Origin of the sequence: Paenibacillus sp. FSL P4-0338, assembly GCF_038002365.1 — a bacterium.
GTDB lineage: Bacteria > Bacillota > Bacilli > Paenibacillales > Paenibacillaceae > Paenibacillus_AQ.
On the sequence record NZ_JBBOCG010000001.1, the window covers coordinates 393698 to 420485 of the forward strand.

General features: G+C 53.4%; 23 protein-coding genes and 1 tRNA gene. 19 read left to right on the top strand and 5 right to left on the bottom strand.

The window, feature by feature from the left end:
• Positions 1-160: 160 nt before the first annotated feature.
• The 5 genes from MKZ07_RS01605 (at position 161) to MKZ07_RS01625 (ending at position 6533) form a co-directional block, all read left to right on the top strand.
• Complete coding sequence (locus MKZ07_RS01605; RefSeq protein ID WP_341024138.1) at positions 161-1114, top strand: radical SAM protein; 954 nt, start codon at positions 161-163, stop codon at positions 1112-1114.
• Positions 1115-1193: 79 nt separating this feature from the next.
• Positions 1194-2228 (top strand): bile acid:sodium symporter family protein, encoded by a 1035-nt coding sequence (locus tag MKZ07_RS01610; RefSeq protein ID WP_051494125.1) that lies wholly within the window; start codon positions 1194-1196, stop codon positions 2226-2228.
• A gap of 252 nt (positions 2229-2480) precedes the next feature.
• Positions 2481-4514: a methyl-accepting chemotaxis protein gene (locus tag MKZ07_RS01615; protein ID WP_036702320.1), complete on the top strand. Its 2034-nt coding sequence runs from the start codon at positions 2481-2483 to the stop codon at positions 4512-4514.
• A gap of 360 nt (positions 4515-4874) precedes the next feature.
• Positions 4875-5150, top strand: a complete 276-nt coding sequence (locus tag MKZ07_RS01620) for a CD3324 family protein (protein ID WP_036702318.1) — start codon at positions 4875-4877, stop codon at positions 5148-5150.
• A 393-nt stretch (positions 5151-5543) separates the two neighbouring features.
• Positions 5544-6533, top strand: coding sequence for a phosphotransferase enzyme family protein (locus MKZ07_RS01625; RefSeq protein ID WP_341024140.1), 990 nt, complete (start codon positions 5544-5546; stop codon positions 6531-6533).
• Here MKZ07_RS01625 and MKZ07_RS01630 read toward each other — a convergent pair.
• Positions 6512-7792: a histidine--tRNA ligase gene (locus MKZ07_RS01630; protein ID WP_341024142.1), complete on the bottom strand. Its 1281-nt coding sequence runs from the start codon at positions 7790-7792 to the stop codon at positions 6512-6514. The genes MKZ07_RS01625 and MKZ07_RS01630 overlap by 22 nt on opposite strands.
• 286 nt (positions 7793-8078) lie before the next feature.
• Between MKZ07_RS01630 and MKZ07_RS01635 the strand changes: the two genes are divergently transcribed.
• From MKZ07_RS01635 to MKZ07_RS01650, 4 genes are all read left to right on the top strand, one after another.
• Positions 8079-8732: an HD domain-containing protein gene (locus MKZ07_RS01635; protein WP_341024143.1), complete on the top strand. Its 654-nt coding sequence runs from the start codon at positions 8079-8081 to the stop codon at positions 8730-8732.
• Between the two features lie 90 nt (positions 8733-8822).
• A complete protein-coding gene (locus tag MKZ07_RS01640) occupies positions 8823-10274 on the top strand; it encodes a DEAD/DEAH box helicase (protein WP_036702312.1) in 1452 nt (483 codons plus the stop codon).
• A 198-nt stretch (positions 10275-10472) separates the two neighbouring features.
• Positions 10473-11132 carry a type A chloramphenicol O-acetyltransferase gene (gene catA / locus MKZ07_RS01645; protein WP_036702310.1) on the top strand — a complete coding sequence of 220 codons (660 nt, stop codon included), beginning with the start codon at positions 10473-10475 and terminating at the stop codon, positions 11130-11132.
• A 1-nt stretch (position 11133) separates the two neighbouring features.
• A complete protein-coding gene (locus MKZ07_RS01650) occupies positions 11134-11535 on the top strand; it encodes a hypothetical protein (RefSeq protein ID WP_341024145.1) in 402 nt (133 codons plus the stop codon).
• Positions 11536-11608: 73 nt separating this feature from the next.
• Here MKZ07_RS01650 and MKZ07_RS01655 read toward each other — a convergent pair whose 3' ends face one another.
• Positions 11609-13324, bottom strand: a complete 1716-nt coding sequence (locus tag MKZ07_RS01655; RefSeq protein WP_341024146.1) for an ABC transporter ATP-binding protein — start codon at positions 13322-13324, stop codon at positions 11609-11611.
• A 220-nt stretch (positions 13325-13544) separates the two neighbouring features.
• Here MKZ07_RS01655 and MKZ07_RS01660 point away from each other — a divergent pair, with 220 nt between their 5' ends.
• The 10 genes from MKZ07_RS01660 to MKZ07_RS01705 all read left to right on the top strand — a co-directional run bounded on the left by MKZ07_RS01660 (position 13545) and on the right by MKZ07_RS01705 (position 23634).
• Positions 13545-13649, top strand: a complete 105-nt coding sequence (locus MKZ07_RS01660) for a YjcZ family sporulation protein (RefSeq protein ID WP_218639650.1) — start codon at positions 13545-13547, stop codon at positions 13647-13649.
• A gap of 253 nt (positions 13650-13902) precedes the next feature.
• Positions 13903-15123, top strand: a complete 1221-nt coding sequence (locus tag MKZ07_RS01665) for a CynX/NimT family MFS transporter (protein WP_076157743.1) — start codon at positions 13903-13905, stop codon at positions 15121-15123.
• A gap of 327 nt (positions 15124-15450) precedes the next feature.
• Positions 15451-15534: transfer RNA gene (locus MKZ07_RS01670), tRNA-Leu, on the top strand.
• 450 nt (positions 15535-15984) lie between these two features.
• Positions 15985-16614: an RNA polymerase sigma factor gene (locus tag MKZ07_RS01675; protein ID WP_341024147.1), complete on the top strand. Its 630-nt coding sequence runs from the start codon at positions 15985-15987 to the stop codon at positions 16612-16614.
• Complete coding sequence (locus MKZ07_RS01680) at positions 16577-16870, top strand: hypothetical protein (protein ID WP_076157737.1); 294 nt, start codon at positions 16577-16579, stop codon at positions 16868-16870. Before MKZ07_RS01675 ends, MKZ07_RS01680 begins: the two co-directional genes overlap by 38 nt.
• Positions 16871-16901: 31 nt before the next feature.
• Positions 16902-17777 carry an ABC transporter ATP-binding protein gene (locus MKZ07_RS01685; RefSeq protein ID WP_341024150.1) on the top strand — a complete coding sequence of 292 codons (876 nt, stop codon included), beginning with the start codon at positions 16902-16904 and terminating at the stop codon, positions 17775-17777.
• Complete coding sequence (locus tag MKZ07_RS01690; protein WP_076157732.1) at positions 17774-19006, top strand: ABC transporter permease; 1233 nt, start codon at positions 17774-17776, stop codon at positions 19004-19006. The genes MKZ07_RS01685 and MKZ07_RS01690 overlap by 4 nt, the downstream gene beginning before the upstream one ends.
• On the top strand, positions 19003-19635 hold the full coding sequence (locus MKZ07_RS01695; protein ID WP_036702295.1) for a hypothetical protein: 633 nt from the start codon (positions 19003-19005) through the stop codon (positions 19633-19635). The genes MKZ07_RS01690 and MKZ07_RS01695 overlap by 4 nt, the downstream gene beginning before the upstream one ends.
• 373 nt (positions 19636-20008) lie before the next feature.
• Positions 20009-23092, top strand: coding sequence for a PAS domain S-box protein (locus MKZ07_RS01700; RefSeq protein ID WP_341024152.1), 3084 nt, complete (start codon positions 20009-20011; stop codon positions 23090-23092).
• A 146-nt stretch (positions 23093-23238) separates the two neighbouring features.
• A complete protein-coding gene (locus MKZ07_RS01705) occupies positions 23239-23634 on the top strand; it encodes a NusG domain II-containing protein (RefSeq protein ID WP_076157723.1) in 396 nt (131 codons plus the stop codon).
• Here MKZ07_RS01705 and MKZ07_RS01710 read toward each other — a convergent pair whose 3' ends face one another.
• The 3 genes from MKZ07_RS01710 to MKZ07_RS01720 are packed head-to-tail and all read right to left on the bottom strand — an operon-like array spanning position 23635 to position 26591.
• Complete coding sequence (locus MKZ07_RS01710; RefSeq protein WP_341024153.1) at positions 23635-24492, bottom strand: TIGR03943 family putative permease subunit; 858 nt, start codon at positions 24490-24492, stop codon at positions 23635-23637.
• Positions 24493-24529: 37 nt separating this feature from the next.
• A complete protein-coding gene (locus MKZ07_RS01715; RefSeq protein WP_341024154.1) occupies positions 24530-25519 on the bottom strand; it encodes a permease in 990 nt (329 codons plus the stop codon).
• Between the two features lie 31 nt (positions 25520-25550).
• Positions 25551-26591 (bottom strand): CobW family GTP-binding protein, encoded by a 1041-nt coding sequence (locus MKZ07_RS01720; protein ID WP_341024155.1) that lies wholly within the window; start codon positions 26589-26591, stop codon positions 25551-25553.
• Between the last annotated feature and the right edge of the window lie 197 nt (positions 26592-26788).

The following is a 26788-nucleotide window of genomic DNA, read 5'->3' on the forward strand; positions in this document are numbered from 1 at the left end:
AGGTACATCTATTAATGAAGACTGCCGTATGGTGAGCCTTAACCCATGCGGCAGTCTTTTTGCAAATATCAAATGTCACATTAACCTCGTGGGCTAACCTGTATAATTCTATAGTTAACTTTATTGCGAATGTTTGCACATCCAAGGAGGACTATAGAAGATGAGTACGAAATATAAAGCACTGGAACTGGATAAGCCGATGACGTATGAGTTGGAAGGTCTGGAAGTCGGCGTGACCTCGAATTGCAATTTCCGCTGTGATTACTGCTGCGCTTACAATAGAAACGATGGTCAGACACTGGACGGTAAGGAGGTCATCCGCATTCTGGAGGAGCTGCCTAATCTGAAGCGTGTGCGTCTGTCGGGCGGAGAGGTTACACTGAAGTTTCAGGATTGTGTGGAGATCGTTGCCTATTGCACCTCCCGGGGCATTCAGACCCAGCTCAACTCGAACGGCAGCCTGCTGAATGAAGAGCGAATTGCACAGCTGGTCGAGGCAGGTCTGACCACGATACATATCTCTTTCAACTTCACCACCGCTGAGGGCTTCTCGCGTTATTACAACATTCACACCAGCGTCTATCACAAAATTAGAGAGAACATCACCATGTTCGCCAAAACAAATGTGAATGTCGTCCTGGAGACGCTGCTGTTCAATGAGACGCAGGACCATATGCAGGAAATCAGCGAGCATGTCTACTCTATGGGCGTAAGAACGCATGAAATCCAGAATAGTATTATCATGGGACATACCGGCTGGAAGGCGATTGCCGCCCGGAAACAGCTGAAGAATGCCGTCAATGAGCTGATTGCGCGGAAGCCGGCGGATACCACCCTCTACTTCACCTGTATGGACCGGTTCATGGACGCAATGGGCTTCGAGGAGCAGCCGGGCGTCTATTTCCCGCATTGCATTGAAGGGATGAAGCAGCTTCATCTGCACGGCAACGGCGACATTCTGATCTCCGAGCTGTGCCACCCGGTCATTATCGGCAATATCTATAACGGAACGTCACTGAAGGACTTGTACAGCAACATGCCGGCACCGCTGTCGGACTATCTGGAGAAACGGCCTTGCCCGGCGCTGGACGCTTTGTTCCCGCAAGGAGTATAGCTCATTTACCGGATCTGGCAGCAGAGAGAGTCAGTGCAGCGGTGTATGATGGCATAGTTAACATGGAGGGATGAGAACCATGCTTGGTGCAGTAAGACGCGGATTAATATCATCCAACCGTGTGCTGGAGCGGATCATGCCGCTGCTAACACCCGCAGCCATCGTAGTTGGCGTGCTTAATGAGGTGTCCCTGCTTCCTTTAACGTGGCTGGTGCCTTGGATCTTCGCCGGTATGACGCTGATCGGCAGTTTGAAATCGAATTTCCGGGATCTGCTAGCCGTGCTGGTCAAGCCGCAGAAGCTGATTATTCTGCTGGTTATCCTGCACGTTGTAATGCCGCTGATCGGCTGGCTGGCCGCGATGCTGTTCTTCCCGGGCGATCCTTATACGGTTACAGGGTATGTGCTGCTGTTCGCGATTCCAACCGGGGTGGTCAGTGTAGTCTGGGTATCCATGCATGGCGGGAATATTGCACTTACGCTGGCTCTGATCCTGATTGATACGCTGTTATCGCCATTGATTGTACCGGCTACCTTATATGTCCTGATGGGGGCAAGCGTACAGATGGACGCCGGTGAGATGATGCGGGGCCTGCTCTGGATGGTGGTGCTCCCCTCCGTAGCGGGAATGCTGCTGAATCAATTCAGCAAAGGCAAGATCAGTGCTGCCTGCGGGCCACCGCTGGCCCCGTTCGTCAAGGTGGGCTTGTTCACGGTGGTGTCAATCAACGGTGCCAGCATTGCCCGGTACCTGAAGCATCCGGACGGCAAGCTCGTTCTAATTATCGCGGTTACCTTCGTTACGGTTGCGCTCGGCTATGTTATTGGAGCATTCGTCTCGCGCCGCCTCCATTATGACCATGAGAGCTCCGTGGCCGTGCAGTTCAACTCCGGCATGCGTAATCTCAGTGCAGGCGCAGTATTGGCTGTTAGCTACTTCCCGCCAGCCGTGGCGCTGCCTGTGATCTCCGGTATGCTGTTCCAGCAGATTCTGGCTGCCTGTACCGGCATGTTCATCCGCAGCAGGGTGAGACGGCGGCAGCAGGCTGATCTGCTGGCTGACGGGCTCGTCGCTCCAGCTTCATCCGACATTCGCAGATCTCTTACTAAATAGAATGTGTGTATATGAACCCGCTTTTCCTGTTTATGCCGTAGTCTGCGGCGGTACCGGAGGGCGGGTTTTGTAGTGTTTGGAATGAAATGTAATTTTCATGCTGTCATTCGACAAAAAGTGATAATATTACTGAAAATGCTACAAGGAATATTCATTATTTTCGAGGGAAATCCGATAATAATTGTAATAAAGTAAGCTATTTGGCTGATTAGAAGCTAGAGGATAAGAAAAGGGTGGAAGGAAGTAGAAATCATGAAGATTCGTATGAAGCTATCGGTTATGATGATTGTCGTTACACTTATTTCTACAGCATTAATGGGGATTTTTACGTACACTAAATCCACGGGCACCATCATGAATCTGACCGAATCCTCCATGGAGCAGGCTAACACCAACAAAGCGCAGACCATTGCCGCCATGATTGATAAAGAGAAGCGGAGTATGCAGCTGGTTGCCGGGGACAGCGAGATTGTGCAGCTTCTGACCCAGGCTGGTAATAACGGCTTGAGCGGCGGGAATCCCCTGCAGAGTCAAGTGAATGTGAAGCTTCAGGGTCTGGTGAAGGATGCAGGCAACCTGGAGCATATGTTTGTGGTTGATCTGAAGGGAACGGCGGTAGCGGACAGCGATACCAAGCTGGTCGGCGCCAACTTCAGCGATAGAAATTATACGAAGAATGTCTTGAAGACCGGGATGCCTGTAATCAGCGAGACGCTGAAGTCTAAGTCAACAGGGGCCTATATTCTGGCTTTTGTCCATCCGGTGATGAGTGGGGAGAAGATGGTCGGATTCGTCGCTTCGGCAGTCAGGGCGGACAGTCTGGTGACTTATCTGGCAGATGCCAAGGTGGCGGGTGCGCCTTCCTCTTATGCTTACTTGGTGGATGAAACGGGGAATACGCTGTATCATCCCAACGAGAAGAAGATAGGTTCACTGGTGGAGAACGAATCCATCAAAGCCGTGGTCGAGCGGGTGAAGGCGGGGGAGAGCGTTGCGGATGGCATTGTGGAATATACCTTCAATGGGGCCAAGAAAAAAGCGGCCTACACCGTGCTCCCGGAGACGAAATGGACCTTGGTGCTGAGCGGAGATGTGGACGAGGTGCTGCAGCCGGTGAACGAGATGACGAACTTCATTATGCTGCTCGGCCTGGGAAGCCTGCTGCTCACCCTGCTGATTGGGACTACAGTGGCTACCCGTATCTCCTCGCCGATCATCAAGCTCACGGAGCTGGTGAACCGCACGGCAGAGCTGGATCTCAAGTATGATAATCAATATGAATATTTGACTAAAAATAAAGACGAGACAGGAACTATCGCCAAGGCTATGTTCCGTACCCGTGCGGCGCTGCGTGAGATGGCGGGCAGTCTGATTGCAATCTCCTCCAAGGTGCTGGATAATGCCGAGACGCTGGAGAAGCTGTCGAACGAGGTCAGAGAGAATGCGCATGATAATTCAGCCACGGCAGAAGAGCTGTCCGCAGGGATGGAGGAGACGGCGGCTTCTACCGAGGAGATGACGGCGGCCATTCACGAGACCCTGAGTAATGTCAGAGTGATCAGCGCTAAGGTAAAAGAAGGCTCCGGGGTATCGGGCCAAATTACGCAGCGGGCCCTGGAGCTTCAGCATGATGCAGTGACGTCCACAGAGAACGCGAAGCAGATCTACAGCTCCGTCCGCAGTGAGATGCAGCAGGCCATTGAGCAGTCAGAAGCGATCCATGAGATCAACGTATTGGCCGATACGATTCTCTCTATTACAAGCCAGACCAACCTTCTGGCCCTGAATGCAGCGATTGAAGCCGCGCGGGCAGGTGAGGCGGGCCGGGGCTTCGCTGTGGTGGCCGGGGAGATCCGCAAGCTGGCAGAGAAGTCCTCCGAGACGGCCTCAGGCATTCAAGAGGTTGTGCGGAATGTGTATGCCTCCGTGGAGCAGATGACCCGGCATTCCGAGGCCGTGCTGAGCTTCATTGACCGCAATGTGCTGGGCGATTATGAGCGCCTGACCGAGGTCAGCCAGCAGTACAATGATGATGCTTCCACGATTAACGGGCTGATGAACCAGTTCGAGGCGGCGGCCGATCACCTGAACGAGACCGTCTCCAGCATCGCCATCGCTGTCAATGAGGTGGCGGCTACCGTGAACGAGGGAGCCATCGGGGTGCAGGATATCGCCGAGAAGACGGCGGATATTGTGGAGAAGACCTTCCATGAAGCCACAATGGCCGACGAGAATACGCAGAGCGCTAAGGAAATGCAGCAGCTGGTTGAGAAATTCAAAATCTAAAATTCGTTTCAGCAGATCTTTATCTGGGCTTCATCTGTTTTTAAGCTTGAGGGGGTATAGTACTCACATACCCCCCTTTAATATAACTTTTGGCCCCGCCGGACGCTGGCGGGGTCCCTTTTTTTTGAAAGACCGGAGACTGGTATGCTATAGTCAATATAAGCTATGTTAGATACTGGAAGGAGGACGCATCATGACAAGATTAATGCTCAGCTCTACGCAAAGTCTATGGATCAACAGACAGCGGTTATTGTGTAGAGCGGATAGCTATTCTCCGCTGCAACGTTTGGCCGGATAAGGTTCTGTGCTATAGACTTTGCTGCCTTGATAAGTTGAATAACTTAAGAGGAGCGGAGCTATATGAAATATGTAAATGCAGACCTGGTATTACCGCAGCAGCTGCTGCAGGAGGTTCAAAAATATATGCAGGGCGGGATGCTCTATATCCCTAAGCCCCAGGGACAGCGCAAGCGGTGGGGGGAGAATTCAGGCGGCAGATCCTACTTAAGCGCCCGGAACCAGTCCATTCGTGAGCATTATGCCAGCGGACTAAGCGTAACCGAGCTGGCGGAGCAATTCTGCCTGTCGGGCGACAGCATCAAGAAGATTGTGTATGGAAGCAAGCAGAGAGGATAGAGGTCTTAGGGCGCGCAACCTTAAGGCCTATGATGTTCACCCCGAGAGCTGGCTTCGATTGCATTATGTACACTAGATTCCTCTAAAACCCCTCGAAAAATAGCATCTGCTGCTCTCTGTACAGTAGAATTTTGCACAGGCGGAATTTTGGAGCATAAATGCAAAAATCTAGTGTATGAAATACAATCGCAGCGTTCATAGACAAGCGCCCACGCCTGGCACTCAAGCTGATCCACACTTAACAAAGAAGGCTGTCCCAAGAAGTCGTGTCATGACTCTTGGAGCAGCCTTTTCTTTTTGTGCAAAAGTCAGGTTATACCTGTCTATTATCTATGTCCGCCGCCTCCGCCGACCCTATAATGAATGTAGACATTCATAGGAGGAGACAGGCAGATGACAATAGAAACAGCAACAAGAAATATAGTATTCCGGGCGCTCAAGGCATACGAATTAGTTTGGACAAAAATTGAATATATAAAGGAATCCGATAGTATCACGTTCAAGATAGAGACGGAAAACAAGCAGAAGCTGCTGCTGCGGATTCATGGCGGACGGTGCAGCCGGGAGGAGATTCTGTCGGAGCTGGAATGGCTCAGACATCTCAGTCAGACAGCAGACCTGATTGTTCCTGAAGGGCTGCCCGATTCAAGCGGCAGTTATATTCTGGAGACTAGAAGTGAAGCTGGCAGTGAAGCACAGCCACTTAACTATGTTACCCTCATGCGCTGGGTCGAAGGGGAGCATTCAGAGGGCAATCTGCTGGATGAGCAGCTCTACGCTGTAGGCGTTATGCTGGCCGGGATACATGAAGCGGGCAAACAGTTTGTTCCCTCTGGAGAGTTCACCCGTCCGGTATGGGGAGCAGACAGCTTTCGTAAGGAGTGGGACAAGCTGGAGAAGCACCATGAACTTATGGTCCCGGAAGCTTGGTGGAAGCTTTATCAGGCGGCTGCCGTGAAGATCCCGGGTGAACTCAATGCTATGGCGCCGGACCCCGGTAACTATGGTCTGATTCACGGTGATTTGCACGGCGGGAATGTGGTGTTCGCTGCAGGCAAGCCGCGTACCATCGATTTCGGCCGCTGCGGCTACGGCTTCTACCTCTATGATCTGGCAGCTGCTCTGCTGGAGCTGTCCCCGGAGCAGCGCAGGAGCCTGATCGGGGGCTATAGCAGCGTCCGTGCGCTGGAGCCGGATTACGAACGGAAGCTGGAATGCTTCTTCATTATGATCATGATCGGGAACTACAGCCACCACATCTCTAATCCAGACGAACTCCCCAGCTTGAGGGAGGAGCAGACGTATGCACTAGCCTATCTTAGAGAGTATCTGGCGGACTCCAGGTTTCTGTTCGATAGAATTCAGCCCATCGAAATCAACTGAACCGCCTCCGCCGCTGTAACCAGTTCCTCGCTCCCCAGCTCCATATCCTTCAGCCGCAGCTTCTGCACTGCGGCTTCGCTCTCTCCGACCATGATCACGTAGCGGATGCCTTTGGCTGAAGCTGCGGCCAGCGTTTTTTTGAGCCTGCGCGAGCCGGAGTCCACCGTGGTCCGGATACCGGCGGAACGCAGGCTAGCTGCTGCCGCCAGCGCCTGCGGCATATATCCTCCGATCGGAACAATCAGCACGCTGGAACGGTCTGCCATATCTGCCGGGCGCTCACCCAGCAGGGCCATGATCGACTCCATACCGAAGGAGATGCCGACGGTAGGGTATTCTATATCATCACGCCCCACCAACTTGCCGATGATGGCATCATACCGACCGCCGCCGCCCAGGCTGGAGGGATAGCTGCCTGAAGCATCGAAGATTTCATAGACCGTTCCCGTGTAGAACGACAGCCCGCGTGACAGAAAAGGATCGAAGACGCACACATCCGCAAGTCCAACTGCATCAATCAGCTGCTGCAAGGCAAGCACTTCGAGCGTGCCGGGCTGCCCTTCCAGCTTATGCCGCTCCACCAGTTCCGCGAATCCCGGGTTCGCCAGCTCAAGCAGCTCCGAGATTAGCGTAACCGTCTGAGCGGTTAGCTGTTTGTCCGTCAGCTCAGCCAGCACCCCGGCGCTGCCGATCTTGGCCAGCTTGTCGAGGGTCAGCATCACGGAGAGCTGCTCCTGCTGCGGAACACCGACTGCACCCAGAATCTCGCCGAGGAAGCGGCGGTTGTTCCACTTCAGCATCACTGGAATTTCCAGTCTGCGGAACACCTCTGCGGCGAGCTGCATCAGCTCTGCTTCCGCCTGCGGTCCGGCAATACCGACGACATCGGCGTCACATTGCAGGAATTCGCGCAGTCGGCCTTTTTTGACCGGACCATCCCGGAACACCTTGCCGATCTCATACCGCCGGTAGGGGAATTCAATCCCCGGATTTAAGGCAATCACCTTGGCAAAAGGAATCGTCAGATCGTACCGCAGCCCCAGCCTGCGCCCGCCCTGATCGGCCAGCTTGTACATTTCGCGCAGAATCTCATCGCCTCCGGCGTATTTGGAGGTCAGCAGCTCCAGCTCATTCAGCAGGGTCGTCTCCATCGGCTCGAAGCCGTACAGCTCGAACAGCTCCTGCAGCGTAGTCCGTACCTTCTGGCGGATGGCTTGTTCCCGGCCGAAGTAATCATAAGTTCCTTTAATATTTTGCATCCTAAGCAGCTCCCTTAAATATGAATTCGGTGAAAATAAAAAACGCGCCGGACCTCATGGTCCCGCGCGATTATCTATGCCGCAGGGAGGTCAAACGCGAAATGCGTTAGCCCGCCCTGAATCAATTCAGGTGTGCTAACGCTGCTTGTGATGATGAAGTTGATTCGTTATGATGGACAAGCGGTTCATGTGAATCAATTCCTTTCCATCTGGATTACAGCACATTATAGCGGATCAGGAGCAGCGGCGCAAGACCTGCATTATTTATCACGAAGGAGCAAATCTAATGAATGATACACAGCTGATCACAGCAGCGGAGAATTTCGCCAAAGAACAATTAGGAAGGGACACCACCGGACATGACTGGTTTCATACCAATCGGGTGCGGAATACGGCAGCCCTGATTGCCGGAATGGAAGGGGCGAATGTGGTGATCTGTTCGATAGCCGCCCTGCTGCATGATGTAGCAGACGAGAAGCTGAATCCTTCCAAGGAGGCGGGGCTGCTCAAGGTGAGTGACTGGCTGGACAGACATCTGCCGGATGAAGCTGCTCGTAAGCATATTATGGAGATTATTGCCACGATGTCCTTCAGCGGCGGCGGGGGCGAGCCCATGTCAACGCTGGAAGGGCAGGTGGTCCAGGATGCGGACCGTCTGGATGCGCTGGGGGCTATCGGCATTACGCGGACCATGGTCTTTTCGGGAGCCAAGGGCCGTCCGGTCTATGATCCGCAGCTCCCTCCGCGTGACGAATCGCTGCAGAAGGAATACCGGGACTATTCCAAGGGGACAGCGGTCAACCATTTTTATGAGAAGCTGCTGAAGCTGAAGGATCTGATGAACACCGCTTACGGCAGGCAGCTTGCAGAGGAGCGGCATCAGTTCATGCTTAGTTTTTTGGAGCAATTCTATAAGGAATGGAATCAAGGGGCAGAGTAGCTGTTATAATGAAGGTATGCGCAAGATGGATGGAACGCGGGAGATCCCGCCTGAACCGGAACAATCGGCATAGAAGAGGTAGAATATAATATGAGTGAAGTACAAGTACAGTTTAGTGATTATGGTCTGGATGAGGAGATTATCCGTGCGCTGGAGGTTCTGAAGTACACGGACCCTACAGAGGTGCAGCGGAAGGTTATTCCGGTGGCGCTGAAGGCGCAGGATTTGATCGTCAAGTCCCAGACCGGCAGCGGCAAAACCGCAGCATTCGCCATCCCGCTCTGCGAGCTGGCCGATTGGGCGGAGAACAAACCCCAGGCGCTGGTGCTGACCCCCACCCGGGAGCTGGCCCAGCAGGTACGAGAGGATATTACGAACATCGGGCGCTTCAAGCGGATCAAGGCGGTAGCGCTGTTCGGCAAGCAGCCGTTCGCCCCGCAGAAGCTGGAGCTGACCCAGAAGACACATGTCGTTGTAGGCACGCCGGGCCGTGTATTCGATCATATTGAGCGCGGTACGCTGAACCTGAGCCGCATTCAATATCTGGTGATCGACGAAGCGGACGAAATGCTCAGCATGGGCTTCATCGAGCAGATCGAGAAGATTATTAAGCAGTTGCCCAAGGAACGTGTAACGATGCTGTTCTCGGCGACACTGCCGGATGTGATCAAGAATCTGTGCCGGAAGTATATGACGGACCCGGTGGACATTGAGATTGAAGCCAGCGGAATTACGACAGCATCGATTGAGCATGCACTGATTGAGGTTGTACAAGCTGCCAAGTTCGGGTTGCTAAGCGATCTGCTGACGGTGGAGAACCCGGATAGCTGTATTATTTTTTGCCGGACCCAGGAGCAGGTGAACGCCCTCTTCCGCGGGATGGCTGACCTCGAATATCCGGTGGACAAGATCCACGGCGGCATGGAGCAGGACGAGCGGTTCGAGGTAATGAATGCCTTCAAGCGCGGCCAGTTCCGTTATCTGATCGCCACCGACGTTGCAGCCAGAGGAATTGATATCGAGAACATCACCCATGTCTTTAACTACGATATCCCGCTGGAAAAAGAGAGCTACGTCCACCGCACCGGCCGCACCGCGCGCGCAGGCAAAAGCGGCAAAGCGATCACCTTCGTGACTCCAAACGAACACAAATGGGTCAGAGAAATCGAAGGCTATATCGGCTTCAGCCTGCCCGTCATGAAGGCTCCTTCAGACGATGCCGTGGCCTATGCCAAACCGGCCTTCGACCAGAAGTTGGGCAAGCAGCAGGTCCGCAAAACGGGCAAAACCGAGGTCATGAACCAGGACATCATGAAGCTGTATTTCAATGGCGGCAAGAAAAAGAAGCTCCGCGCGGTGGACTTTGTCGGCACCATTGCGAAGCTTGAGGGCATTACGGCTGAGGACATCGGGATCATCACGATTCAGGATAATGTGACCTACGTCGATATTCTGAACGGTAAGGGACCGCTTGTACTCCAGACGATGAAGGAGACCACGGTCAAGGGCAAGCTGCTGAAATGTCATATTGCCAAGAAATAAGCCGGAGCTGCTGCTATTGCAGCCGGGTATCGAACGCTGTCACACTGGGTAACAAGGCCGGGGTGACAGCGTTTTTTTGAAATAGTGATGTATGATACAATAATATGAACTCTTTTTAAAGGATGGGCTTCTAATGAAGAAAGCAGACAAGTCAGCCTCCTAAATTCAGTTTACACAAACATTTAGGAGGCATAGCCAATGATTTTTAATCTGATTGATAGGGATAACTGGAAGAGACAAGAGATCTTTAATCATTATCTGAACCAGGGTACGACCTTTAGCCTGACAGCAGAAATCGAGATTAGCGTTTTATACCGAATAATAAAACAACAAGAATATAAGCTGTATCCTGCCCTTCTATTCTTAATGACCCGTGTGGTCAACTCCAATATTGCGTTCAGAATGGGATACAATTGTACGGGGGAATTAGGGTATTGGGACAAGGTAGACCCGCTGTATACAATTGCCGACAGTGTCTCAGAATCCTTTTCGGCGATTTGGACGGCGGGCACGAATGATTTCAAAGCGTTCCATGTTGCTTATGTTTCTGATGTGGAGAATTATAAGGATTCCGGGAGATTGTTCCCTAAGACACCTATACCTGAGCATACCTTTTCTGTATCTATGATTCCGTGGACTTCCTTTACGGGATTTAACCTGAATATCAGCAATAACGGGAATTACCTTCTGCCCATTATTACCGCAGGTAAATTCACGACCACAGGCGATTCAATATACCTGCCACTGTCGTTGCAAGTCCATCATGCAGTCTGTGACGGCTATCATGCAGGATGGTTCATGAACGAGGTCCAGGCCATGGCAGATCGTGCTGAGGAATGGATTGACGGAGGTTGTTAATTTGGCTAAATTACAAGACTATTATAAGAATGATAAATCTTTGAATATAGAATTTGTCTATCGTGATAAGAGACCTGATCAGGGCTGTAAGTTTATCGTTACAATTACAGAGAATAGAAGCATCGTTGTGAGTGAAGTAGGGTGGACGAATTTTACATTAAATAAATTTGTTGAGATGCTTAATAATTTCCCGATGGATATATATAATGGTTATTTTTCGCATTATGACGAATCCTTTGAGTGGAAATGGATAGAACAATCCGATCATCAACAGTTGTTTCTAATCACCGTTTTTACTGCGGGCGATGGATTTTCTTACACCAGTAGTATTCAAGAGATTAGAGCCTTTGGTGCAGCGATCCTTGAGGAAATTAATTATGCACCACATTTTGATTCAAAATAAAGAAACCTTCCTGTATACGGCTTAAGCCGCATTTCGGAAGGTTTTTAGTTTGAGTCCGTATCAATAGAAATGTCTACGCATTATACTGCGCCTGATACAACCGGCTATAAGTGCCTCCGGCATTCACCAGCTCCTCGTGGCGGCCTTCCTCGGAGATGCCGTCCTCGCTTACAACAACGATCCGGTCAGCGTTCTTGATCGTCGTCAGGCGGTGGGCAATGACCAGCGTGGTACGGCCCACAGACAGATCGGCCAGCGACTGCTGGATCGCCGCTTCAGTCTCGGTATCAAGCGCCGAGGTAGCCTCATCCAGAATGAGAATCGGCGGATTCTTCAGGAACATCCGGGCAATCGCCAGGCGCTGCTTCTGTCCGCCGGACAGCTTGACGCCGCGTTCGCCGATCACAGTGTCCATGCCACTCGGCAGGCTGTTAATCAGCTCCTCCAGGCGGGCCTGACGGGCAGCCTGCCAGATTTCCGGCAGCCCTGCATCAAGCTTGCCGTAGGCAATATTCTCTCGGATCGTGCCGGAGAAGAGGAACACATCCTGCTGCACGATTCCGATCTGCTTGCGCAGCGAGCTGAGCTTCATATCACGGATGTCGATCCCATCGATGGAGATTGCGCCGCCGGTCACATCGTAGAACCGGGGGAGCAGGCTGCAGATCGTGGTTTTCCCGGCACCGGAAGGGCCAACGAATGCGATGGTCTCCCCGGCATTTACCTTCAGACTGATCTCCTTCAGCACGGTCCGGTCTGCTTCATACCCGAAGCTGACATTGCTGAAGGAGATATCCCCGCGAAGCGAATCCACCTCTACCGCATCCGGCTTGTCAGCGATATCCGGTTCAGTGTCGATGACTTCAAGATAACGTTTGAATCCGGCAATCCCCTTCGGATAACTCTCAATAACCGCATTGATCTTCTCAATCGGCCGGAAGAAGACATTAGACAGAAGAATGAAAGCGACAAATTCCCCGATTTCCAGCTCTCCTTTGATGAAGAACCACGCCCCGCAGACCATCACGACAATGGTGATCAGACGGGTCATCATATAGCTGACCGACGAGCTTTTGGCCATCAGCTTATAGGCCATTAGCTTGGTCTCACGGAACTTCTGGTTGTCCACAGCGAACAGCTCTTTCTCGAATTCTTCATTGGCAAAAGACTGGACCACGCGGATTCCGCCGACATTGTCTTCAATCCGGGCATTGAAGTTCCCTACATTGCCGAATAGACGATGATAGGTTTCAGTCATGCTGCGCCCGAAGTGGATAATGACCCAGGCCATAATCGGCACGATGATGAACGTGATGACGGCCAGCTGGAGATTGATATCGGCCATCAGTATAAATGCGCCGACCAGCGTCATGACCGCAATGAACACATCCTCCGGCCCGTGATGCGCAACTTCCCCGATATCATTCAGGTCATTGGTAATTCTGCCAAGCAGATGACCGGTTTTGTTATTGTCGAAGAACCGGAAGCTGAGCTTCTGGATATGATCGAACATTTTTTTGCGCATATTGGTTTCAATATTAATGCCCAGCATATGCCCCCAATAGGTAACCACATAGTTCATGGCTGTGTTAAGTGCATAGATCCCGAGCAGAACCACGCAGGCAATCAGAATCAGGGGCCAATCCTGACCCGGCAGCAGATCATCAATGAATTTATTGACAGCCACCGGAAAAGCAAGCTCCAGCAGACCCGCACCCACCGCACAGGTGAAATCAAGGATAAACAGCTTCTTGTAGGGACGGTAATAGGAGAAAAAACGACGCAGCATCTCTTGTTCACTCTTTTCTATAATATGTTATGTATCTGGTTACTGAGAGTGATTCTCAATTAAACCTTCTGCTTAGGATACTAAAGATGGTTACATGTTTTGTCAACGGTGAGAATCGTAAAAATTGAAATATACTGCGGAATTGATTGCCGTTTAACCCAAACCAAGAACGTAATTTATACATATTTTAACAGTATCCAGGCATAAAGGAGGAGTTAACATGGGCGAAAATGTTGGAGGATACGGCGGAGTTTTCACTTCCACTGGCGCAATCCTGGTTCTGTTCATCCTGCTCGTAATCATCACGAAATCCTTCTGTCTCTAATTTTGTTCACCTGCCGCTGGTCGCTTGACCGGCGGTTTTTTTAAGAATTGGGGCCCCCGCAAAGTGCCTGAATTATCTTCGAAGCTAAATCCCCACTTTGTATGGTTATATTCTGGGCCCGGGAGACTGCTCCGGCAAGCGATATGATATAATGAAATAATGCGCCTTGGATGAAGGGCGTAATACATATAGCGGCTATTCCCTGACAAGCTCCGGGCTTGACGGGTGTTTTGCTGCGACCTGGAGGTACCACATGAAGCTCGGCCGTGAAAATAACAAGAGGACAAGCCCGGCCTTGTCCTCATCTGCTGCGGATGTCCGCAGCAGATGGATGCTCGTCACCGGAATCATCTGTGTGGCCGCTGCCCTGCGCGCCCCGTTCACTTCCGTCGGACCGCTGCTGGAGATGATCCGGGATGACCTGGGGTTGTCTAATACTCTAGCGGGGGCGATTACGACTTTGCCTTTACTGGCTTTTGCTCTACTGTCACCCTTCGCGCCGCGGCTAGCCCGCAAGCTGGGACTGCCCAATATCCTGGTGCTGGCCATGCTCACACTGTCCATGGGAATTCTGGTCCGTTCGGCTTCCGGCACGGTAACCTTCTTCGCAGGTACGGCCATGATCGGTTTGTCGATTGCCGTCTGTAATGTGCTGCTGCCGGGACTGATCAAGGGGAAATTCCCGCACCGCATCGGTCTGATGACCGGAATCTACACCGTGTCTATGAATATATGTGCAGCGGCTGCCTCGGGGCTGAGTGTTCCCTTAGCCACCCGTGCAGGGCTGGGGTGGAGAGGGACGCTGGCGCTCTGGTTCATGATTGCTGCACTGGCTACGATCTTCTGGATTCCGCAGCTGAAGAGTCTGGGCACGGGACAGGCAGGCACTGTATCCTCATCAGCGGCACGGGTCTGGCGCTCTCCGCTCGCCTGGCAGGTTACGCTGTTCATGGGACTGCAATCCCTGCTCTATTATGTGCTGATCGCCTGGTTCTCAGTGATCCTCGGAGAGCGGGGGATGTCTGCCGGCCATGCCGGCTGGATCCTCTCGCTGATGCAGCTGGCCCAGCTGCCGTTCACGTTCTTCGTGCCGCTCTGGGCTGGAAGGATGAAGAACCAGCGGCTGCCGGTGGTGATTACTTCTGTTCTGTTTATCACCGGTATCCTTGGCGTCTGGCTGGGCAGTACCGCACTAATGGCGTTATGGGCTATCTGCATTGGGATTGCCGGGGGCTTCGCCTTCGGTCTGGCAATGATGTTCTTCAGCCTGCGCACCCGGACTACGCAGGAGGCCAGCGAGCTGTCCGGCATGGCCCAATCGGCAGGTTATCTGCTCGCCGCGATGGGTCCTGCGCTGTTCGGCCTGCTGCATGATGCTGCGGGGAGCTGGAATGTACCGCTTGCGCTGCTTGCTGTAGCCAGTGTGTTGCTATTCGCAGCCGGTATGGGGGCCGGACGCGACAAATATATCTAATTGTTGAAGTCAATGATTAGATTACATACTGCTTTAACAATCGGGTGTTATATTGAGTGTGCCTCAGCTTGTATGTGTGATTATATCTGGTGAACTCTGGACCCTGCCTGCTGGCAGGGTCATTTTTTTGAAATATAAGAATTTATATTTTGCACATGATAAATTATCCTTCTATTTCTCGCTGAAACGGTACCGTCCTTTAAAAGGACGGCAAAGCCGTTTCTACTTGTTGACCGTTAGATTTCTTGACAAAAAAGAGCTTGCAATTCCCCAAAAAAGAGAGTATATTCTTAATTACGGTGATTGAATCACTGAACTACATAATATGCGGTCATGGCGGAATTGGCAGACGCGCTGGCTTCAGGTGCCAGTGATAGCAATATCGTGGAGGTTCGAGTCCTCTTGACCGCATCCGCATTACTCAATAGCCCTTCTTCGGAAGGGCTATTTTTTGCGTTTCTACTCCAGTTGACGGGGAAGAGACTTATTTCCCAGAAGCGATGCAAAGGAATGCCGAAACAGGTGTAACGTAAGAGTGCTACAGAGGCATATGGACCCAATGTATGCCAAAAACAGCATACATAATGCTCGCAAGCAGGCACCTGGGCCAAATGTTTGGATTTCCATGCTGCTCATGTTTCATGCTATATGCCGCCAGAAAGCAGAGTGGATGGAGGCGCGTAAAGTACTGCCTACACGTGGCAGGAGGTACCGGCATCATTCACCCGTTGGGGTGATTTTATTTTTTCACGGACAAACTGTAACCTTTTGCCTTACTTGAACGAATAAGCAGTAGACGGCTGGGCAGGAGAGGGGGCGTGTGAGACGAACGGGAGCGAAAGGGACCGGGGAGAAGGTCTTGTGGCAGTGGACCAGGAGACGGCGGATGAGGCGGCGGCTTCTCGGCTGGATGAAGAGGCGGTGCTAATCAGGTTCACGGAAGGGAACCGGGACGCGTTTGAATGGCTGGTCCGGCAATACCGGGAGCAGGCTGTGCGGTTTGCGTACCACTTGACCGGGGATTATCATACCGCCGAGGATCTGGCGCAGGACTGCTTCGCCTATCTGCTGGTGTACCCGGAGAAATATGATTACCGGGCATCCTTCAAAACCTATCTGTTTACCATCCTCCGCAACAAGAGCATAGACTCGGTCCGTAAGCGTGCAAGGCAGCAAAGCTTACCGTATACGGCGGAGAGCAGCAGCGTACATAACCCGGATGAGGGAAATCCTGAACAGCTGGCTATCATCCGGGAAGAGGATGTGGAATGGCGCAGAAGATTGTATCAGATGAAGCCTGATTACGGGCAGGCGGTCTATCTGGTGGATGTGGGACAGATGTCTTATGAACAGGCGGCCGCAGTGATGGGCCGGAATCAAGTGAGCTTCAAGGTGCTGCTGCACCGGGCGCGCAAGAAGCTGAGGCAGATCTACGAGAAGGAGGAGTGGGATTGTGAAGTCAACGGAACAAGAACAGCTATTTCTGGATGAAGTCTACCGCAAGGCCCGTCTGCTGGAATACGACAAGTGTGAAGCACAGAAAGTACTGCATAACCGCAAGGTGCTGGCCAGACGGCAAATTCTTACAGTTTCAGGTATCACAATCATTACAGCCGTATTCGCCCTGATGATTTGGGTCGGCAAGGTGGATCAGGGGTTGTGTGTTGCGCTGTCGCTCCTTCTGATTACAGCAGGTCTGTTGATCGAGAAGCTTGAATTGCTGTGGAGTCTGGAGAACGACGGTTGAACAGGATTTGCAGGAAAGGGAGAGAACTGAAATGGAGCTAATCATTAACCATTTGACCAAGACTTACGGAAGCAAGACGGCACTGCAGGATATCAGCTTTCGGGTAGGCGAGGGCATTCACGGCCTGCTGGGGCCGAACGGGGCAGGCAAAACTACGCTGATGCGGCTGCTAGCCACTCTGCTGACGCCCAGTTCAGGAACGGTAGAGATAGGCGGGGTTTCCTTGCAGGATAAAGCCCGGGTACGCGAGCTGGTTGGCTATCTGCCGCAGGAGTTCGCCTTCTATCCTGGAATGACTGTCTATGAGGCTATGGATTATCTTGCGCTGCTGTCCGGAATAGGCGGCCGCTCCGAACGGAAGCGGAGAATAGATGATCTGCTGGAGCAAGTGAACCTTACGGAGCAGCGCCGGACCAAGGTCAAGGCGCTGTCCGGCGGCATGAAGCGGCGGCTGGGTGTAGCCCAGGCCATGGTGCATGAGCCGAAGCTGCTGATTGTCGATGAGCCGACAGCGGGGTTGGACCCCGAGGAGCGCATCCGCTTCCGGCGGCTGCTGGGACGGTTCGCCGAGGGCAGGATTGTTCTTCTGTCGACGCATGTCGTTGAGGATGTGGAGTCCACCTGCGAGCAGATGACCGTACTGCAGAAGGGGAGTCTGCGGTATCACGGCAGAATAGGCGATCTTACCGCCGCTGCGGCCGGCCGTGTCTGGATCGCTGAGCTGGACCGGGCGCAGTGGGAGCGGGACCGCGACCGCTTTCCGGTACTGTCTGCCGTGCCGGAGGGTGCAGGCATGCGGGTCCGGGTGCTCGCTGAGGAGCAGCCCTACGCAGGGGCACAGCAGGCCGCGCCATCGATTGAAGATGCGTACCTCCACCTGATGCGCAGGGAGGAATCCTGCGTATGATGGCATTGATCGGCAAGGAGATGCGCATGACGTTGCGCAGTCTGGTATTCTATCTGTTTGTGATTGCCAGCATATTCTTCTATTTCACTTCGTATGCTACGGAGGAGACCTGGGGAGCGCTCGGTCCTCCTGTAATAAGTAAGCCGCAGAATATGGGAACTGCGGAACAACCTTATTACGGTTGGGCCACTCCGAGGGATACCCGCAGCTTGGCTGAACAGATGAAGATCCAGATGAAGCGGGATCTGAATGCGGGAGTCATCGAGAAGATCAGGCTGGGCTTCCCGATGGAGGTGGAGCTGGATGCCGGAGAGAAGGCGGCCTTGACCGCTGCAATCTCACAGCTGGCTAAGATCCTGAAGGACCCCAGCCAATATAGCATGGATGAGGTTTATCGTGTCGCTGAGGCATTGAACAGTAGATTGGGCGGGAACAGCATGTACCAACAACAAGGACTGGATGGTTACAGTTATGTTATAAAGTCTGTGGACGAAGCAGAGAAGGCACAGCAAGCGCAGCTTGCGGACTATAATGCCAAGGTAGACGCTGGGGAACTGCTTCCCGGAGCCGCCCGTTATTTCAGTGATTATCTGTCGTTGCCCGCAGGGATTTTCCCGGTCTTTCTGTCCGCCTTCCTGCTGCTGCGGGACCGCTCCAGCCGGATGAATGAATTGATCTACAGCCGCAGGGTCTCCCAGTGGGTATATGTCGGGTCCAAGTTTATCGCCCAAGGGATTATGCTCTCCCTCGTCTACCTCATTCTCGCTGTCATTGGGGGCTGGCAGACGGTGGATAAGCTTGGGCTTACTGGTCAGACGGGACAGGCTATATCAGTCTTTCTCAGCTATACCGCCTGGTGGCTGCTGCCCACCTTGTGGATCTCTGTCGCCTTCGGGATGTTCGGCTCCATGCTGTTCCGCCGGGGCATTGTGCCTATCGCCCTGCAGATCATCTGGTGGTTCGTATCCGTACTGCCGCTTATGGGCTCCTATGGGCTGAACCGGCTGTTCATCCGCTTCAATTCACCTAATGACTATAATCTGTACCAAGGCTGGGCAGATGAGATTGCCCTTAACCGCAGCATCTACCTGCTGTTGGCCGTTCTTCTGACCGCCGGGGCAGCCTGGCTGTGGGAAAGAAACCGTAGCCGTATGGATTCTGCACAGTCTCTTGGCAGGAAGAAGACGAAGCGGACTCCGGCGGTGCCCGCATCTGGAGCACTGAGATGAGCCGGCAGATCATCGCTCCGCTCGCCCGTTATAATCTTAAGCTGACAGTGCATTATTCCTGGCTGCTGTCAGCGGTACTTTTGGCAGCCGTACCGGTATTCATAGACCCTGTATTCATGGACAGGCTCCAGGTTGCGAAACTGGGAGAATTCCTCGTCAGCCTGCTGGGACTGATAGTCTATCCGCATCTAGGTCTGTTGGAGGATGGCGGCATCCAGGAGGTGCTTTATGCCAAGCGGGTACGTCATCTTCCGTTATTTCTGTTCCGCTGGCTGCTTACCGCTCTTTATATCTTCCTTGCGGTCGCTGCTTTGTTCACCTGGATACATGAAAGAGGTGCAGATTTTGAGCTATGGCCGATGGTGGGTGGGACGGCAATCACCGCCATTGTGATCGGATCAGCCGGTCTGACGGCTACTCTTCTGGCCGGTAACCTCTCGGCTGGATATATTACCGGATTCTCCTGGTATCTGCTGGATTTCACCACCAAAGGCAAACTGACCGGGCCCTTTTACCTGTTCGGCCTGCTTAAGGAGCCATGGGATAACGGCAAGTGGCTGCTTGCCGGTCTATCGCTGACGCTGGTACTCTTCTGTGCCTTCTGGCTGCCGCGCAGGAGACTGGACTAACCTATAACCCACCGCCTTGACGTCATGAAAGTGACCAGGGCGGTGTTTTTGAAAATATAAGACTTTATATGTTGCACACGATAAAGTATCCTTCTATTTCTCGCTGAAACGATACCGTCCTTAAAAGGACGGCAAAGCTGTTTCCACTTGTAGAATGTATATGTTTTGGGGTCCCCGCAAAGTACCTGAGTCATCACCTGCGCTAAAGCCCCACTTTGTGGGGTTATTTTGTGTGTGAATATGCACCGTTTCCAGCGGCAGCTTGTCCTGCACACCATCATTAGCGGGACTTTAGGTCTGGAGCATAAATTCCGAATAAAAGGTATAATGTTACTAAATTATGTCCCCCATTTTCTCAGAGGAGGCTCTAGCTTTGTCCGACACACTATTTAAGCACTTGTACATGCGGTCCTCAATAGGATATGCGGCAGTATCCATTACGGATGGAACTATGCTCATGGCCAACCCTGCGCTTTGCGGGATGTTGGGATACACTGAGACCGAACTCAAGGAGCTGCGTTATCAGGATATCGTCTTTCCGGATGAAGGGTATACCCTGGATCACGGGCAGATTATGAATGATTTAATAAGCAGTCCCGATATGGCTGTAGATACCGAAAAGCGGTTCGTACATAAGAATGGCGAGATGCTCTGGGTTGCCCTGCATCTTTTTCTGATCATTGATGAACAGACGGGAAGTCCATCCCATCTGGTTGCGGAGATGACGGATATTACCGCGCGCAAGATCGCGGAGAAGAAGATAGAGGAGGACCACCAGCTCTACGAGCTGGTTACGGAGCACACTCCGGATATGATTTCATTATCCGATCCTGACGGGACGCTGCGCTACGTCTCCCCGTCAGTCGAAACGCTGCTCGGCTATCCGGCAAGCGGCATGATCGGCCGCAACAAAACGGAATATTACCATGAAGCGGATGCACTGGAAATGACCGAGCCGGGGAAGCTCTACTCTGACAGTGACACCTTCACACGCAGGGTCAGGCATAGGGACGGCCATTATCTTTGGATTGAAAGCTCCCTTCAGGTGGTGCGGAACCGTGAAGGCGAAGTACGGCAGATCCTGACGATTGCCCGTGACATCACCGAGCGGAAGAAGGTTGAAGATATGCTGGCTGCCGCGCAGGAGCTTGGACAAATGGGCTCCTGGGAGTGGAATTCCATCTATGAGCAGCTGATCGTCTCCGGCCAGCTGATGGCTATCTTTGAATTAGGCGGGAATTGCGGAAATCATACCGTGGTCCATTATACTCAGTTGCTTGACTGTGTAGTGCCGGAGGACCTGGACAGATTGCGTGAAGAGCTGCATTATACGCTGAAGTCCGGGGCTAAGGGCGAGGCGATTTTCAGAGTGAAGGGTAGTGAGGATCGTAAGTCTCTCTACGCACACTGGGAAGTGATCCTGGATGCCTCCGGCAAGGTTCAGCAGATCCGCGGTATGGTGCAGGATGTGACCGAGCGTGAACGGATGGAGGAGCAGCTGCGTGAGAGCGAGAACCGCTACAAGTCGCTTTTCGAATACAATCCGTCTGCCATCAGTGCCATGGATCTGCAGGGGTACATTCAGTCAATGAACGCCAGTCTGGAGCAGCTGACTGGATACAGCAGGGAGACCCTAATACATTCCAGTTACTGTGAGATTATTGAAGAGGATGAGCTGGAGCATGTGAATATGCGGTTTCTGGCGGCAGCCGGAGGCATGGCCCAGACCTTCGATACCCGGGTGATCCGTCACGACGGCGAGCGGGTGGAGGTGGGGATGATTTATGTCCCTATGCTGATTGATCATGAAGTGGTCGGCGTATTCGCCATTACCAGTGATATTACAGAGCCTAAGCGGTATCTGGAGCAGATTGAGAAGCTTAGCTATGAGCATGCGCTGATCCTGAACTCTGTGTCGGAGGGGATTTTTGGCATGAATCTGGAGGGGGAGACCGTATTTATTAATCCCGCTGCCTCTGTCATGCTCGGGTATAATCCGGGGGAGCTGGCCGGTAATATCAAGCTGCATACGATCGCGCAGACCTGGATGGACGGTGAGCTGTATCCCGGGGGACACCGGACGCTGGCGGAGCTGCTCAAGACCAAGCTCTCTTATGAGCAGGAGCAGGAAGGGATTTTCTGGCGTCAGGACGGCTCCAGCTTCCTGGTCAAATACCGGATGACGGCACTATATGATAACGGAGAGCATAAAGGGGCGGTGGTGGTCTTCCGGGATATCACCGAGGAGAAGGCTGTGGAGCGTGCCAAGGAATCTGCGGAGAAGGCTGACCGGGCCAAGTCGGAGTTCCTGGCGATTATGAGCCATGAGCTGCGTACACCGATGAATGGAATTATCGGGATGGCGGATCTTCTGTCGGGAACAGAGCTTACGGAGGAACAGCAGTATTACACCCAGATTATTAATAAAAGCGGCGCCGCGCTCGTACATATTCTTAACGAGGTGCTGGATTTCAGTAAAATTGAATCCGGCATGATGACGCTGGATCTCCAGCCGGTCGATATCCGGCAGGTTGTTCAGAACGTCTGTGAGCTATTCTATCCGCGTATCCAGGAGAAAGGGCTGATTCTGCGCAGCCATATTGAGCCGGATATTCCGGCTGTTGTCATCACCGACGAAACCAGGCTGAGGCAGGTGCTGGTGAATCTCGTCGGCAATGCGGTCAAGTTCACGGAAGAAGGCGAGGTCGGCGTCTGTGTGAAGCTGGAGGCTGCCGGGGAGCCGGGCTCGCTGATTCTGAGGTTCACGGTAACTGATACCGGAATAGGCATTCCGCAGGGCAGCCAGAACCTGTTATTCCAGTCCTTTTCCCAGCTGGACCCTTCGATCAACCGTAAGTACGGCGGGACGGGACTGGGGCTGGCGATCAGTAAGAAGCTGGTCGAGCTGCTGGACGGAGCTATCGGTGTGAATAGCGTCGAAGGGGAGGGCTCGGAATTCTACTTTACCATCGGCGTGATGTATTCGGTGGAGGAGCCGGGCCAAGCGCTGCTGGCAGGAGTTGCTGCCACTCAGGAGTATAAGGGCGGGATCTTCAACCTGGATCATCCCGAGGGCCAGTACGGACCGTTGTCTATCCTAGTCGCAGAGGATCATCAGGTGAATCAGCAGATCCTGCAGACTTTTCTCAAAAAGCGCGGCTACTCCTCAGACCTGGCAGTGAACGGGGAACAGGCGGTAGAAGCTGTACGTTCCCGGCATTATGATCTGGTGTTCATGGATATTCAGATGCCGGGCATGGACGGAATTGAAGCGACCCGGCAGATCCGCGAGGCGATGGGGCTGTCCCCGGTTATTATTGCCGCCACGGCCTTTGCCCGTAAGGAAGATGAAGAGATGTGCCTCCGGGCAGGGATGCAGGACTTTATCCCCAAGCCGATCCGTGGAGAAGAGCTGGACAGAGTGCTGAGGGAATGGTCGGGCAGCATCCGCAGGTAGTCTTGTAATATAGAAGGCCGGATAGCTGGCAGGCAAAGCGAGCGCTATTCACGTTGACAGCTTTTCCTTGTCTGCATTACTATTATATAAATCGTAAATATTACGAATGAATAACGGCAAGCGAAAGGGTCAATAGAGTGAAAACGATGAAGCGCGGAGATTTCCTGCTGATTCTCATTGTATTGCTGGCCGCCGGTTCCATCTACGGTTACAAGTGGTTCTCTAACCACAATCATCCGTATAAGCAAGGGGAACTGGAGGCCGTAATCACCGTGAACGGCAAAGCCTACAAGACTGTACAGCTGACCAAGGAAGAGCAGATTATTGATATCCGCACCAGATATGGTCATAACACGCTGAAGGTATTCGATTATGGTATTCAGATGACCTATTCCGATGCTCCGCTGACCATTGCGCTGGACATGGGATTCATCTCCCGGCCGAAGCAGCAAATTATCTGTATTCCGGCCCGTCTCCTGGTGGAAATCTCGAACCCGCAGTCTTCGCTGGAGGATGACAACGGGCTGGATGCGGTCATCTAGTCAAGGCTGCAGCTCTGTCCATGCCGCTGCGGCATCGGCGTTCGTGTACACATAAGGTGTGGACGGTGCTGCCATAGCGGTTATGCTCTGCGGAGCGATCTGCAGAGTCTCTACGCCCTCACGGAGCGTCACATGAAGCTTGCCCCGAACCTCAATCCAGGTATCGGCGGGCAGGCTTATTTGTGTACCCGGCGCAAGGAGAATGCCGAAAGGGGTGGCATCTGCCGTACAGCACTGAACCAGGAAGCGGCTGACAGCGTAGCCGGATTGACCGGACCCCTGCGGCTCACGGTACAGGAAGCCGGATACGGAGATTTCCTTGCCCTCGAACTGCGATTTGTAGAGATTAAGGGCGCCTAGCGTTTCTGAGAAAATCTCAGGGAATACAGGGATGACGGGCTGCCTGTAGAGCTGTCCTGCCAGCTCTGCAAATTCGGCCTCATAGGGGTTGGCCGGAGTGAACCTGTCCCCAGTGTCGGACTCTACGGCGGTATAAGTCAGGGTAAGGCCCTTCTTGGCCGCTGCGGCACTGCCGAGTGCCCGGTCGGGCAGCAGGAACCCGAGCAGCAGCGGAAGCAGGAACAGGCTGTACAGCGCGGAGCTGCCCATGAATGAACGGGGCAGGCGGTGCTCGCAGTCGCAGAGGGCGGAGCTTTGGCCCAGCGCACCTTGGAGCCCGAGGCTGAGCGCCATTAGGGACAGCGGAATTGGGCATAACCTGATCCAGCGGGCCAGCTTAGGCGCAACATAATAATGGAGGGCGTCCTGCTGGACCAGATGTCCGATATAGAGGGCGAAGGCGAGCAGAATAACCGCCCTGAGTACATAGTGAAACCGGATGCTCCCGGAGTTATTCATGCAGATCCTCCTCCAGATATTTGGAATTTCAGGGCAGCTACAGCCAGAATGAAGCCAGCACGGAGCCGGTGAAGACGGCCGCGGCAATGAGGAAGAACAGGTACAGGGCGAATCTGGTCTTGAACAGCGAGAGCAGCATCAGGGCGTTCTTGAAATCCAGCATTGGTCCCAGCACCATGAAGGCTAGCAGCGCTCCTGCCGGGAAGGTATGCAGGAAGGTGGACGCAACGAAGGCGTCGGAGGTGGAGCAGAGTGAGAGTGCGAAGGCCAGCCCCATCATGAATATGTAGGAGCCGAGCGGACGGTCACCAATGACGGACAGGCTGCTCTGATTCATGAAGGTCTGGATGCCCGCAGTCAGCAGACAGCCGATGATCAGGAACTTGCCCATCTCAAAAAATTCATCCGACGTATGCACCAGGACCGCCGCCGCCCGGCCCCCGCGTAGTGTGCCATGCTGCTCTTCGCTTCCCTCCCGGCGGATGGACAGGCGCAGCGGCGATCTGCGGATGGTCCCGTAGATGATCAGGCCAATACATGCCGCGACGGCAAAAGCCAGTCCCATCCGGGTGTAGGCCAGCTCCGGATGGGAGCGGAAGGCCGTCAGGGTGGCCCCGTAGACGACCGGATTGAGGATCGGGCCGGACAGAATGAAGACGATGGCAACATAGAGAGGCATCCCCTTATGCATGAGGCGGCGGACCAGTGGAATCATTCCGCATTCACAAACGGGGAAGAGGATTCCGAGCAGGCAGCCGAAGAGAATAGCCGGAACCGCGCGGCGCGGAATCCAGCGCGAGATCAGCTCGTCCGGCACGAAGACGCGGAGCAGGGAGGAGAGCAGCGCGCCCAGCAGGACAAACGGCAAGGCCTCCAGCAAAATGCCGAGGAATGCAGTTTTGAACGTGTCGACATAGCCGTTGTCCAGCAGGCTTAGATGCCCGGGCAGCCACAGGCTGCCCGCTGTAAGCAGAAAAGCGGCGGAAAAGAGCAGCGGCAATATTTTAAACGGAGTAAAGGTGGTCAAGGGTTTATCGGCTCCTTCCCGCACAAGGTTCTTAGCTGAATAACGCCGCCCAGCTGCGGCTGATCGCCCTCTCGTCCAGATTCAGGCCAATGCAGACGATGTAAGGCTGGCCCGGGTAACTTGAAGGCTCCCAGGAGATGCGGTTCCCCGCGAGCTGCACCAGCTGCACGGAATCCCGGCCTGCAAGCCGTACATGGCCCTTTGCCCGCAGTAGACTGTAGCCCCATTGCCGCAAAAATTGCTCCAGCTCCTCCTGCCGGAGGCTTCCGGTCCATGCCGGGGGAACGGTTAACGTCACTGCTGCCACTTGGGAAAAAGAGCCGTCCGTCCCGGATTCAGGCTCATGTACTGCCGTTGCGCTGCCGCCGCTGCTGCTATTGTCCGTGTTCATCCGCTGGAGGGTAGCGCCGCTGATATTGCCGGGGCCGCGCCGGGGAGAAGAGCCCTTGAATCCGCGTGCTGCGATACCTATCAGCAGCGGAGCGAGATTAATCTGGCTGTAGTGGGTGAAGACAATCTCGGATTCCGAATTTTGCTTGTAGACCATCTTCTCAATCTTCCATAGAGTCTCCGGTTCTACCAGATCGCTTTTGTTGACGATGATGAGATCAGCGGTGGTGATCTGCTTGCGCAGGGTGCGGACGAGCTGCTTGTCGGACGAGAAGCGGCTGCTGTATTCCAGTGCATTCTCGGCATCCAGCAGCGTAATGGCGTGGTGCAGCTGCAGCCGGTCTGCCAGCGCCGGAGCCAGCAGCGACTTCGCGATCTCATCCGGGTCAGCTACCCCTGTAAGCTCGATGTAGATGATGTCCGGGCGGCGTGCCAGCAGGGCGATCAGGCTGCGCGGCAGCTCCTCCTTGCGGCTGCAGCAGATGCAGCCGTCCAGCAGCTTTTCCACACTTGTGCCGGTACTCTCCTGAAGGATATAGCCGTCCACATCCTTTGCGCCCAGCTCATTCATGATTACTCCCGGGTTCAGCCCTCTCCGCTGGCTCTCCTTCAGCAGACTCAGCAGCAGGGTCGTCTTTCCGCTCCCCAGAAATCCGCTCAGTATAATCACAGGTATCTTCATGGCTCACTCTCCCGCTCCAATAGTACCGTCCCCATAAGAAGGCGGCCAAGCCGCTTCCGCTTGTAATTCCATCTATACGTCAAGCTTATTCAGGAAAGAACACTAATCTAAGCGAGCTGAAATGTTCGGGGACAGCTGTTGACAGCGGAGGGCTGGAGCGTGTAGAATGTGTAAATCGTAATAATTACGATTAAATA